The sequence below is a fragment of the Actinomadura monticuli genome, from assembly GCF_041463655.1.
In the GTDB taxonomy this organism is placed as follows: domain Bacteria; phylum Actinomycetota; class Actinomycetes; order Streptosporangiales; family Streptosporangiaceae; genus Spirillospora; species Spirillospora monticuli.
The window spans coordinates 370,604-383,032 of the sequence record NZ_JAXCEI010000006.1 but is presented as its reverse complement, the minus strand read 5'-3'; the positions used below and the strand labels follow the sequence as shown (position 1 = coordinate 383,032).

General features: G+C 71.7%; 9 protein-coding genes and 1 pseudogene. 6 read left to right on the top strand and 4 right to left on the bottom strand.

The annotated features are described in order from the left end of the window. The first annotated feature begins 54 nt into the window (after positions 1-54). From SM611_RS16400 to SM611_RS16390, 3 genes and pseudogenes are all read left to right on the top strand, one after another. Entirely contained in the window at positions 55-1,329 is a 1,275-nt protein-coding gene (locus SM611_RS16400) for a quaternary amine ABC transporter ATP-binding protein (protein ID WP_371950403.1), read from the top strand. Between the two features lie 166 nt (positions 1,330-1,495). Beyond that, a pseudogene (locus SM611_RS16395) lies at positions 1,496-2,146 on the top strand (ABC transporter permease); the annotation flags it as partial. Positions 2,147-2,336: 190 nt separating this feature from the next. Next, positions 2,337-3,224 carry a glycine betaine ABC transporter substrate-binding protein gene (locus tag SM611_RS16390; protein ID WP_371950401.1) on the top strand — a complete coding sequence of 296 codons (888 nt, stop codon included), beginning with the start codon at positions 2,337-2,339 and terminating at the stop codon, positions 3,222-3,224. Positions 3,225-3,285: 61 nt separating this feature from the next. Here SM611_RS16390 and SM611_RS16385 read toward each other — a convergent pair whose 3' ends face one another. Continuing rightward, positions 3,286-4,029, bottom strand: coding sequence for a ZIP family metal transporter (locus SM611_RS16385; RefSeq protein ID WP_371950400.1), 744 nt, complete (start codon positions 4,027-4,029; stop codon positions 3,286-3,288). A 102-nt stretch (positions 4,030-4,131) separates the two neighbouring features. Further along, positions 4,132-4,902 carry a hypothetical protein gene (locus tag SM611_RS16380; protein ID WP_371950399.1) on the bottom strand — a complete coding sequence of 257 codons (771 nt, stop codon included), beginning with the start codon at positions 4,900-4,902 and terminating at the stop codon, positions 4,132-4,134. A gap of 155 nt (positions 4,903-5,057) precedes the next feature. Here SM611_RS16380 and SM611_RS16375 point away from each other — a divergent pair, with 155 nt between their 5' ends. Further along, positions 5,058-6,797: an AfsR/SARP family transcriptional regulator gene (locus SM611_RS16375; protein ID WP_371950398.1), complete on the top strand. Its 1,740-nt coding sequence runs from the start codon at positions 5,058-5,060 to the stop codon at positions 6,795-6,797. Between the two features lie 73 nt (positions 6,798-6,870). Here SM611_RS16375 and SM611_RS16370 read toward each other — a convergent pair whose 3' ends face one another. Continuing rightward, on the bottom strand, positions 6,871-9,021 hold the full coding sequence (locus tag SM611_RS16370; protein WP_371950397.1) for a (Fe-S)-binding protein: 2,151 nt from the start codon (positions 9,019-9,021) through the stop codon (positions 6,871-6,873). A 293-nt stretch (positions 9,022-9,314) separates the two neighbouring features. On the opposite strand from SM611_RS16370, the gene SM611_RS16365 reads away from it, so the two are divergent. Together SM611_RS16365 and SM611_RS16360 are read left to right on the top strand one after the other, a co-directional pair. Further along, on the top strand, positions 9,315-9,914 hold the full coding sequence (locus tag SM611_RS16365; RefSeq protein ID WP_371950396.1) for a TIGR03086 family metal-binding protein: 600 nt from the start codon (positions 9,315-9,317) through the stop codon (positions 9,912-9,914). 63 nt (positions 9,915-9,977) lie between these two features. Beyond that, on the top strand, positions 9,978-11,549 hold the full coding sequence (locus tag SM611_RS16360; protein ID WP_371950395.1) for a 3-hydroxyacyl-CoA dehydrogenase: 1,572 nt from the start codon (positions 9,978-9,980) through the stop codon (positions 11,547-11,549). Between the two features lie 161 nt (positions 11,550-11,710). On the opposite strand, the gene SM611_RS16355 is transcribed toward SM611_RS16360, so the two are convergent. Beyond that, on the bottom strand, positions 11,711-12,310 hold the full coding sequence (locus SM611_RS16355) for a hypothetical protein (protein ID WP_371950394.1): 600 nt from the start codon (positions 12,308-12,310) through the stop codon (positions 11,711-11,713). Positions 12,311-12,429: the final 119 nt, after the last annotated feature.

Here is a 12,429-nt window from a genome sequence, read left to right as displayed (position 1 = left end):
GACGTCCAGGGCGACCCGTTTCCGCGCATGACCGTGGGAACCCGGAAGGAGATCGTGTCAGTACTCCGCGCGGAAAGCGTCACCAAGCTGTTCGGTCGTAAGGCGGCAGAGGCACACCGGAAACTGAAGGCGGGCGCCGATCTGGAGGCGGTCCGCGCGCTCGGGGTCACACCCGCCGTGGTGGACGCCTCGTTCGAGGTCCGGCAGGGCGAGATCTTCGTGGTCATGGGACTGTCGGGGTCGGGGAAGTCGACCCTGATCCGGATGCTGAACGGGCTGCTCGGGGTCACCTCCGGAAGCGTCGAGATCGACGGTCAGGACATCGCGAAGTTGTCGCCGAAGGCGCTGCGGGCGCTCCGGCAGAACAAGGTCAGCATGGTCTTCCAGCACTTCGCGCTGTTCCCCCACCGGACGGTTCTGGCCAACGCGGCGTACGGGCTCGAAGTCCGCGGCGTCGCGAAGGAGGAACGCGAGAGGAAGGCGCGGGAGTTCCTGGCCCTGGTCGGACTCGAGGGCTGGGAGGACAAGGTTCCCGGCCAGTTGTCCGGCGGCATGCAGCAGCGCGTGGGGCTCGCCCGGGCGCTCGCGTCCGGTACCGACATCATCTTGATGGACGAGGCGTTCAGCGCCCTGGACCCGCTCATCCGGCGGGAGGTCCAGGATCTGCTGCTCGATCTGCAGGGGCGGTTCGGGAAGACGATCGTCTTCATCACCCACGACCTGAACGAGGCCATGCGCATCGGCGACCGGATCGCCGTGATGCGGGAGGGCCGGATCGTGCAGATCGGCACGGCCGAGGAGATCCTGACGGACCCGGCCAACGACTACGTCGCCCAGTTCGTCGCGGATGTGGACCGTACCAGAGTGCTGACGGCGTCGTCCGTCATGGAGAAGCCGCTGGTCACGGTGCCGGCGTCGACGGGGCCGCGGACGGCGCTCCGGACGATGCGCGAGCACCAGACGTCCGCGGCGTTCGTCGTCGGACGCGACCGCAAGCTGATCGGCCGGGTCCGTGCGACGGTGATCGCCGACGCGGTGCGGGAGAACGTGCAGAGCCTGGACGGGCTGATCGACCTGGGGGAGCCGGGGCCCGTGGCGCCCGACACCCCGGTCGCGGACCTGTTCGTCCGGTGCGCCGAGAGCGAGCTGCCGGTCCCGGTCGCGGACGGGGACGGCAGGCTGCTCGGCGTGATCCCGCGGGTGACGCTGCTGGCGGCGCTCGGCGCGATCAACTCGACGGTCGAGGAGGCCGTCGGGGAGGCTGTCGGGGAGGCCGCCGGGGAAGGTCCGGAACTCGCGCTGGCGAAGGAGGGCGGCGACGGTGAGTGATGCGATCGAGCTGCCCAGGGCGCCGATCGGCGAGTGGTTCGACACCCTGGTGAGCTGGTGCACCGACCACCTGTCGTGGCTGTTCGACGGGATCGGGACGGCGATCGAGACGTCGGTCGACGGGCTGACGGACGTCCTGACGTTCCTGCCGCCGCTGGGGGTGACCCTGGTGCTCGCCGTCATCGCGCTGGCGGTCAGCGGCTGGCGGCTCAGCCTGTTCACCGTCCTCGGCTTCGCGCTGATCGACAGCATCGAGCTGTGGGACGACTCGATGGACTCGCTGGCGCTGGTGCTCGTGTCGGCGGTGGTGTCCACGGTCCTGTCGATACCGATCGGCATCGCGGCGGCGCGCAGCGACGTGGTGAGCCGGATCGTCCGGCCCGTCCTCGACTTCATGCAGACGATGCCGGCGTTCGTCTACCTGATCCCGGCGATCTTCTTCTTCAGCATCGGCTCCGTGCCGGGCGTGGTCGCGACGGTCATCTTCGCGATGCCGCCCGGGGTGCGGCTGACCGAGCTCGGCATCCGCGGCGTCGACCCGGAGATGGTGGAGGCGGGCGAGGCGTTCGGCACGCCCCCGAACCGGATCCTGACCCGGATCCAGATCCCGCTCGCCATGCCGTCGATCATGGCCGGCGTCAACCAGCTGATCATGCTGTCGCTGTCGATGGTCGTCATCGCGGGCATGGTCGGCGCGGGCGGCCTCGGCGGCGTGGTGCTGGAGGGCATCAACCGGGTGGACGTGGCGAAGGGCTTCGAGGGCGGCATCGCCGTCGTCATCCTGGCCATCTACCTGGACCGCCTCACCGGCGCCCTGGGCGAGGGCCCCGGCATGCTCCGCGCGCTGTTCGCGCGCGGCAAGGCCACCCGCGGAGCGGCCCCCCGCGAAGTGGCCACACCGTCGGCCGACCTCGTCGGCTGACATTCACGGCAGAGCCGATCCGCCCGCCGGGCGGAGAGTTCCGCTCCCCCTACTCCCACTGATGCAAGCCAACGAAGGGATGGGCATGCGTTTCAAGTTCAAGGGTCTGACGGTCGCGGCGTTGACGCTGGCGCTCGGTTTGAGCGCCGCGGCGTGCGGCGACTCCGACTCGGGCGGGGGTGAGAACGACAAGGAGATCACCATCGGCATGATGTCGGGCTGGGCCGAGGGTGAGGCCGCCACGGCGCTCTGGAAGCGGATCCTGACCGACAAGGGCTACAAGGTGGACGTCAAGACCCTCGACGTCGGCGTGCTCTTCGCGGGCATGTCGAAGGGCGACGTGGACCTGTTCGTGGACGCCTGGCTCCCCGGCACGCACGAGGACTACTGGAAGAAGTACGGCGACAAGCTGGAGAAGGTCGGCGCCTGGTACGACGCGGCGCCGCTGACGATCGCGGTGCCGGAGTACTCGCCGCTCCAGTCCCTGGAGGATCTGAAGGGCAAGGGCGGCCAGTACGGCGGCGAGATCATCGGCATCGAGAAGAGCTCCGGCCTGTACCGGGTGTCGCAGGAGAAGATGCTTCCCGCGTACGGCCTCCAGGACGAGTTCAAGGTGACGACGTCGTCGACGTCCGCCATGCTCGCCGAGCTGAAGAAGTCCATCGACGCCAAGAAGGACGTCGTCGTCACGCTGTGGCGGCCGCACTGGGCGTACGCGAAGTACCCGATCCGCGACCTGAAGGACCCGAAGGGCGCGATGGGCAAGCCGGACGCCATCTACACGGTCGCCCGCGAGGGCTTCGGCAAGGACCAGGCCGAGGTCGCGAACTGGCTGAAGAAGTTCAAGATGGACGACAAGCAGCTGGGGTCGCTCGAAGACCTCATGGAGAACAAGTACAAGGGCAAGCCCGACGAGGCCGTCGACGAGTGGCTCAAGACGAACCAGAGCTACGCGACGTCCCTGACGAGCTGATCCGTCGGCGGAAGGAAGGGCCGTCCGGCGATGCCGGGCGGGCCTTCGCCGTTCCCGGGCCTCAACCGGCGAGGCTCACGGCGAACAGGACGGCGACCAGCCCGGCCCCGGTGGCGCACAGCGTCATGACGCGCGGGTGGACGCTGTGCGCCTCGGGCAGGATCTCGGCGGCGGCCAGGTACAGCAGGACGCCCGCGAACGTCCCCAGGTAGGGCCCGAGGACGGCGTCCGGGACGGTCGCGAGGGTGCCGAGCGCCGCCCCGGCGACGGGCGCGGCGGCGTCGGCGAGCAGCAGCAGGACGGCGGGGCGGCGGTCGTCGCGGTTCAGCGAGGCGGCGGTGAAGGTGTTGAAGCCGTCCGCGAAGTCGTGGGTGATCACGGCGAGGGCGACGAAGACGCCGACGTCCGTCCCGGACTGGAAGCCGAGGCCGATGCTGAGGCCGTCCACCAGGCTGTGCAGGACGAGCGCGGACGCCGCGAGCAGCCCCCCGGCGCCCGGCCGGTGGCCGTGGGTGTGGACGTGCGGCGCGTACTCGTCCTCGTGGGCGCGGTGGATCGCGACGGCCTGCTCGACGACGTGCAGCAGCACGAACCCGGCCGCGAAGCCGATCATCGGTGCGGGCACGCCGAGCGGGCTGTGCCGCGTCATCTGCAGCGACTCGGGGATGAGGTCGAACGCGACGACGCCGAGCATGAGCCCGCCGGCCAGCCCGAGCACGAGGTGTCGCCGGTCGCGCACGCGCATCGCGGCGAGCCCGCCGGCGAGCGTCATCACGAACGCGAGGACGGACACGAGCACGGCCATGCCCGAGTCTTACCAGGAGTCCGCGTTCACAACCTCATCCGCGGGTGGGGAGCCGCCCGCCCGGCGCGGCCCGCGGCCCCGGGACGCCGGGCGGGCGGCGGCTCATTCGAACGCGTCGCCGTCGACGACGCTCGCGGCGGGCGGGCGCTGGACGTCCACCGGCTGCTCGTATGCGAGGTACTCGATGCGGTTCCCCGGGCCGCCGTTCATCACCAGCACGTAGGGCTCGCCCCGGGTCGCGACGCTGATCTCCTCGCCGGGTGCGCCGGTGAGGGTCACGGCGGGGGTTCCGCCGATCGCCCCCGTCTTGCCCTTCGTCCAGGTCCCGACGGCTTTCACGGCCTCGTCGAAGAGGGCCGTGCGGGAGGTGAAGGCCGCGAGGTCCTTGAAGTCGGCGTTGCTGGTCGTCGTCTTGAGGTGCTTGCCGGAGAACAGCTGCACGGCGCCCTTCCCGCCGATCGACTTCCAGAACGCGTTGTTGCCCTTGAGGTAGACGTCCTTGCCGATCCTGGTGATCTCGACGCGCTCGGCGCCCTGCTGGAACCAGCCGGTCGCCTTCGTCTTGCCCGCGAAGCGGAAGTCGAGCTTGAACGTGTCGCCGCCCTCCTGGACGTCGCCGCGCATCCGCAGGAAGCGCGCGGACCCCGTCGCCTTGCGGGCGCGGGCCAGGATCTCCGCGGACTTCAGCTTCTCCACCCCGTTGGACGCCGCGGCGGGCGACGCGGAGCCGGTGGCGGACGTGGAGGCCGCCCTCGGTGTCGTCTCGGTCTTCTCGGCCGGCCCGCAGGCGGCGACGGACGCGAGCAGGAGCATGAGCGCGGCCGGCGTGCCGGCGGCCCGCAGTGTGTGATCCCGCAGTGTGCGATGAGGCACCGGAGGTCCCCTCTCTGTTTGCCTTCGTGGGACATCGCCCCCGATGTCCGGATCCAGCCTGTTGCAGGCCGGTGCGGGACCACTGTCGTTATGCTGCGGTCACTGCGTCCGGGCTGCCGAACGACTGCCGCGGCGCCCGGCGACGGTGAACGGAGGTGGTGGCGCTGCCGGACGAAGGACCATCACCGCGCTTCGAGATCCTGGGGCGGACGGCCGCGTGGCGGGACGGACGGGAGCTCGACCTGGGGCCGGGCAAGCAGCGCGCGGTCCTCGCCGTCCTGCTGCTGACGCTCGGCCGGCCGGTGTCGACGGCGTCGATCGTGCGGGCGGTGTGGGGGGACGAGCCGCCCGACAACGGCGCCAACGTCGTCCAGAAGTACGTGGCCGGGCTGCGGCGCGTGCTGGAGCCGGACCGTTCGCCGCGCGCCCCGGGCCGGCTGCTGACGCTGACCGGTGCCGGATACGCGTTGAACGTCCCGCCGGAGGCGCTGGACGCCGAGGTCTTCCAGGAGCGGGTGAGGGCGGCCCAGGCGGTGCTCGCCGGGGGCGACGCGGCGCGGGCGGAGCCGATGCTGCGCGAGGCGCTCGCGATGTGGCGGGGCCCGGCGCTGGCGGACCTGAGCGGCTCGTTCTTCGACGCGGCGCGCGACCGCCTGGAGGAGACGCGCGCGGCCGGGCTGGAAGCGTGCGCGGAGGCCGCGCTGGAGTCGGGCGAGCACGCGCGTCTCGTCCCGGAGCTGCTGCGGCTGGTCGCCGAGTTCCCGCTCCGGGAGGGGTTCCGGTACCTGCTGATGCTGGCCCTGTACCGGTGCGGGCGGCAGGCCGAGGCCCTCGCCGCCTACCGGGACGCGCGCGACCTCCTCGCGGACGAGTTCGGCGTCGAGCCCGGCGAGCGCCTGCAGAACCTGCACCTGGGAATCCTGCGCTCCGATCCGTCCCTGGCCGCCTCGACCGCGCGGGCGCCCGCGCGGACGCCCGCGCAGGCGCCGGCGCCTGCCGACCCGCCTGCCGACCCGCCTGCCGACCCGCCTGCCGACGCGGCCGAGGCCCTGCGCCTCGCGCCGCCCGACCCGCTGGAAACGATCACGCCGGTGCCGACGGCGGCCGTCCACCCGCCTCCCGCCCCGCTCTACATCCCGGCCCACCATCTCGCGGGCGAGCATGCGGCCTGGCCGCCCCCGCCGCCGCCCGCCCGGCGGGTCGCATGGCCGCTGCGGACCGTCCTGCTGGCCCTCCCGGTGTTCACCTTCGGATTCATGACCTGGGCCCTGGTCGTCTACTACGGGGCACGGCGCCGGAGCCGCGCGCTGGCGCTGATGGGGGCCGGCTACCTGGTGCTGTCGCTGCTGTTCTTCGTCGGCGTCATGAGCACCGAGACCGAGCAGAGCACCCCGTGGGACGGCCCGATCTTCTTCACGGTGCTGGTCACGATGTTCGGCGGCGCCGTCCACATGGCCATCCTCACGGCCGAGCCGCATCCGGCCGGTCATCAGGGCGGGCCGCCGCTGCTGAACGTCCAGCTGATCGAGCGGCGGGTCCGCCGGGAGCAGGCGCGCTCGCTCGCCGCGCACCACCCGTCGATCGCCCGCCGCCTCGCCGTCGGACGTCCCGACCTGCCGCGCACGTTCGACGACGGCGGGCTCGTCGACGTCAACTCGGCGCCCGAGCACCTGCTCGCGTCGCTGCCGGGCGTCGACCCGCACCACGCGAAGCTGATCGTGCTGGCCCGGACGGCGCACGGCCCGCTCGTCTCCGTGGACGACCTCGCGACCCGGGCGATCCTGCCCTACCAGGCGGTCCACGCCCTGCGCGACATGCTCATCGCCGTCCCGCCGGCCGCGGACGCCGAGCCGGAACCGGCGGTCCCGCCCGTGGAGCGGGCTCCGCGCCTGTGAGCAGGCCGGTTCCCGGCCCGTGAACGGGAAGGACCCCGGGCCGCGGGCCCGGGGTCCTGCGACGTCGGTCGCGCTATTCGGCGGCCACGGTCTCCTTCTCGGGCGCGCGGCCCTCGCCCTTGATCGAGCGGATCAGGAGCTGGGACACGTCCACGACCTCCAGCGTCTCCTTGGCCGCGCCCTCGTTCTTCTTCTCGTTGATGGCGTCGCCCAGCATCACGAGGCAGAACGGGCAGGCGGTGGACACGGTGTCGGGGTTGGTCTCCAGCGCCTCGTCCACGCGCTCGGTGTTGATGCGCTTGCCGATGCGCTCCTCCATCCACATCCGGGCGCCGCCGGCGCCGCAGCAGAAGCCGCGGTCCTTGTGCCGGTGCATCTCCTGCGTCTTGACGCCGGGGACGGTCGCCATGATGTCGCGCGGCTGCTTGTAGACCTTGTTGTGCCGGCCCAGGAAGCAGGGGTCGTGGTAGGTGATGTTCTCCTCGATCGGCGAGACCGGGGTGAGCTTGCCTTCCTCGACGAGGTGCGCGAGCAGCTGGGTGTGGTGGACGACCTCGTAGTTCCCGCCGATCTGCGGGTACTCGTTGGCCAGGGTGTTGAAGCAGTGCGGGCAGGTCGCGACGATCTTCTTGACCCCCGCGTCGTTCAGCGTCTCGACGTTCTGCTGGCCGAGCATCTGGAAGACGAACTCCATGCCGAGGCGGCGGGCCGGGTCACCGGTGCACGCCTCCATGGGGCCGAGGACGGCGAACTTGACGCCCGCGATGTGCAGCAGCTCCGCGACGGCCTTGGTGGTCTTCTTGGCCCGGTCCTCCAGGGCGCCGGCGCAGCCGACCCAGAACAGGTACTCGGTGTCCTCGGCGACCTTGTCGTCGACGACCTCGACCTCGAAGTCCAGCTCCTCGATCCATTCGAGGCGCTTCATCTCGGACATGCCCCACGGGTTGCCCTTGTTCTCCAGGTTCTTCAGCATGACGCCGGCCTCGCTGGGGAACGAGGACTCGATCATGACCTGGAAGCGGCGCATGTCCAGGATGTGGTCGATGTGCTCGATGTCGACCGGGCACTGCTCGACGCACGCGCCGCAGTTGGTGCAGGACCACAGGACGTCGGGGTGGATGACGCCGTCCTCGCCGACGAGCTCCTTGTCCACCTGCATGGCGAGCTTCTGCTCGTCGGTGAACGCGTTGCGGGCCTCTTCCGACGCGGTCATGTACGGCGCCTTGGCCAGCGCGTGGTCGCGCAGCTCCAGGACGAGCATCTTCGGCGACAGCGGCTTGCCGGTGTTCCAGGCGGGGCACTGCGACTGGCAGCGACCGCACTCGGTGCAGGTCGCCATGTCGAGGAAGCCCTTCCAGGTGAAGTCCTCGATCTTGCCGCGGCCGAAGACGTCCTCGTCGGGGTCGGCCTCCTCGAAGTCGAGCGGCTTGCCGCCCGACATCATCGGCTGCGCGGCGCCGAGGCCGTCCGGGCGGCGCTTGAACATGACGTTCAGCGGCGCCAGGAAGATGTGCAGGTGCTTGGAGTGGACGACGAAGACCAGGAAGACGAGCGCGACGCCGATGTGCAGCAGCAGCCCGACGGACTCCAGGACCTCCAGCGTGGTGTCGCTGCCGATCCCGTCGAACAGCTTGCCGGTCAGGTGCGAGAAGTAGGCGGCCCCGCCGTAGCCGAAGTTGTCGCGGGCGACCTCGACGCCGCGGAAGAAGAACATCGTCCAGATCACGTTGAAGATCATGAACAGCGTGATCCAGGCGCCGGACAGGTGCGAGCCCTTGAACCGGGACTTGCGGCCGATGCGCTTCGGCGAGTTCTTGACCCGGATCGCGGTGAAGACGATCAGGCCGGCGAGGCACGCCAGGGCGATGGTGTCCTGGACGAACCCGATCGGGCCCCACGTCTGCAGGCCGGGGATGTGCGCCTCGAGCCCGAACAGCAGCTGGACGGCCGCCTCCAGGTAGACGGTCGCGAGCAGGAAGAACGCCCACATGACGGCGAAGTGCGCCGCGCCGGCCACCGTCCACTTCAGGAGCTTGCGCTGCCCCAGGACCTCGACCGCCTGGCCCTCGACGGCCTTCTTGGGGTCACGCTTGACCTGCAGCGTCCGCTCGGGGTCGGGCTGCCCGCTCTTGGCGATGGCGTACAGGAACAGCACCCGCCGCGCAGCGAGCGCCAGAGCGACCGCCGCACCGGCGAGCCCAATGACCAACGTGATCCAGAACACTGTTCCGTCCTCCTGGGGTACGGGCGTTGGCAGTCAGCGTAGGGCGCGCGACAGACCGCTCTTCACCCGGGGCCCGAATACTACTCGGTAGTAGCTTATGCGTCACATGCCCTGGTCAACACATTCCCAACCCCTCCCGGGGCCCTGGAAGCACCGCCCGGAGGCCGTGTCGCCCGTCATACCTTAGAGATTCCCGGCGCCGATGAGTATCGGCGGGTTCCGAAGTCCATACCACAGGACGCCGCCCGTCCAGGGCGATCCCGTCCACCGGAACGTGGAACGAAGGGACCGAGATGACCCCGATGCCAGACCTTGAGCCCGCCGCCCGCCGCATGGCCGCCCTGCTGGCGAACGTCCCCGACCACCGGCTCGACGCCCCGACGCCCTGCGCGGACACGTCCCTCGGCGCGCTGATCGACCACGTGAACGGGCTGGCGCTCGCCTTCACCTGGGCCGCCGCGAAGGACTTCCCGGAGGGCGGTTCGCAGCCGCCGTCCGCCGACGCGTCCAGCCTCGCCCCGGACTGGCGGGCCCGCGTGCCCGAGCGGCTCGACGCGCTCGCCGCCGCCTGGCGCTCCCCGGACGCCTGGTCCGGCATGACCGCCGCCGGGGGCATCGACCTCCCCGGCGAGCAGGCCGGGCACGTCGCGATGAACGAGCTCATCGTGCACGGCTGGGACGTCGCACGCGCCACCGGCCAGACCTACGACGCCGGCGAGGACGAGATCGAGTCCTGCCTGGCCTTCGTCGGCCCGACGGTCGAGCAGAGCGGCGGCAAGGGCGTCCCCGGCCTCTTCGGCCCCGCCGTGGACGTCCCCGCCGACGCCCCCGCCCTCGACCGCCTGATCGCGATGACCGGCCGCGACCCGTCCTGGACTCCGCCCGCCGCCTGACCGCCGCGCCAAGGCCGTCGCGCGAACCCCTCGGCCCCTCGGCGCCGATCCGACCCCGGATGCATGTTGAATGCCTGGGAGGGACGAGGCGAGGAGGCCACGGTGGAGCAGTGGGCGCGGCAGGTGACGACGGTCCGGGTGATCGGCACCGGGGCGATGGGGCGCGGCATCGCGCAGCTCGCGGCGGCGGGCGGGCTGACCGTGGAGTTGGCCGACATCCGGCTGGAGGCCGTCGTCGCCGCGACGGAGTACATCGGCGGCATGTTCGACAAGCTCGTGCGCAAGGGCCGGATGACCGCCGAGGAGGCGGAGGCCGCCAAGGGACGGCTCCGCCCGGTCGGGGAGCCGCTCACCCCTTTCCAGGACTGCGACCTCGTGGTGGAGGCCGTCCGGGAGGACATCGACACCAAGCGCGAACTGTTCAGGTCCCTGGAGAAGGTGTGCCCGAAGCACACGGTCCTGGTGACCAACACGAGTTCGCTGCCGGTGACGGCGATCGCGGCGGCCCTGGACGACCCGTCCAGGGTGGCGGGGCTGCACTTCTTCAACCCGGTGCCGCTGATGCGTCTCGTCGAGGTGATTCCGGGGGCGCGCACGGCGGAGTGGATCCCGGACGCGCTGGTCGAACTCGTCCGGCGCCTCGGGCACGAACCGGTGATCGCCCCGGACGCGCCCGGGTTCCTCGTCAACCATGCCGGGCGCGGCCTGGTGACGGAGGCACTGCAGATCCTGTCGGAGGGGATCGCCGAGCCTGTCGACATCGACCGCATCGCGCGGGACGTCCTGGGTCTCAAGATGGGCCCCTGCGAGCTGCTCGACCTGACCGGCCTGGACGTGTCGCACCCGGTCATGGAGTCCATCTGGACGGGGTTCTACACCGAGCCGCGGTTCCGTCCGTCCAGGATCGGGCGGGCGCGCATGGAGGCCGGCCTGTACGGACGCAAGACGGGCGAGGGCTTCTATAAGTACGTGGACGGCGCCAAGCAAGAGCCACCGGAGGTCACCGTCCCGGCGGTGGAGCCGCGCCCAGTCTGGGTGCACGGCGACGTCCGCGAAGAACTGGGCGCGCTGCTCTCCACAGCGGGAGTGGACGTCGAGTCCGGGGAAGGACCGTCGGCCGACGCGGTCGTGCTCGTCGCGCCGTTCGGGCAGAGCACCGTGGCCGCCGCCGAGGGCCTTCCCCTGGAGCGCACCTTGGGCGTCGACCCGCTCGGCGGGTTCTTCACGCGCCTCACCGTCGCCGTCCATCCGGGCGTGGACAGGGACGCGGGCCGCGCCGGTCTCGCCGCCCTCGCCGCCACCGGACGTGCCGTGACCGTGGTCCGCGACGCCCCCGCGACCGTGGCGCAGCGGCTCGTCACCTCGATCGTGAACGTGGGCTGCGGCATCGCCGAGCAGCGCCTCGCCCTGCCGCGGGACATCGACACCGCCGTCCGGCTCGGCCTCGGCTACCCGCGCGGCCCGCTGGAGTGGGGCGACCACGAGAGCGCCGGCCGCGTCCTGCGGATCCTGCGCGGCCTGCACGAGGCGACCGGCGACCCCCGCTACCGTCCGAGCGGCTGGCTGGCCGAACGCGCCGCCCTGGCCCTCCCCTTGACCGAGTCCGGCACCGCCCCGGACGACCTCACGTCCTGACACGTCCGGGGCACGACGGCACGATGCCCCGCCCGGACGGCGGGCGGGGCATCGCCGGGGGGACTCCACGCCCGAACGGCCTCCGCCCGGGGTGCACCGGCGGGAGGGCATTGGCGCCCCGTTGCGGAAGGGCCGCGCTCACCTCGGCCTGCGCACGGAACCTAGAGCGCCCAGCCGGGTCCGCCGTCGACCGGCTGGCCGGAGTCGTTCTGGGGCGTGAACTCCACCCGCTGAGGCCGCTTGTCCTTCGGCACCTCGAACGGGATCCAGTCCCGGACGCATTGGCCCGCGCGCACGTACCGGGCGGCGGGGTAGACCTGCACCGAGAACCAGTCCTGGCCGGCGGAGGCCACCGGGGAGGTCGCGGGCCCCCCGCTGTAGACGAGCTTCCACTGCGTCCAGACGAGCCTTTCGACGCTGGCGGTGCGGTCGACGCAGACCCGGACGTCGAGCCCGGCGTACACATGACCCGCACGTTGTGGAGCGCCCCGCCCCGGACGAGGCCGCAAGGGCTGGCGGTAGGCGAGCACGGTGACCCGCGCCCGTCCCTGCGTGCCGTTCGTGGTCGGCACCGTCACCCCGAGGCGCACCGGCTCCCGGGCGGTCGGGGACGGCGCGGGGGCGGCGCTCGTGGCCGGCGGCGACGCATGGGCCGCCGGGCCGGGCTCGTCGGAGGACTGGCAGGCGGCCAGGGCGGCGGCGCTCACGGCGACCAGGACCGCCCGCAGGACGAGGCGCGGCCTCGGGGTGCTGTCGTTCACCGGGACAGCATGACCACTCTCGACACCCATATCGGATTGTTTGCCGCTTTCGGCCGACTCTGCGCGCCACGGCCACGGGCGTCGGCCGGGCCGCGATCCGCGCGTGCGCGGTCAGAGGC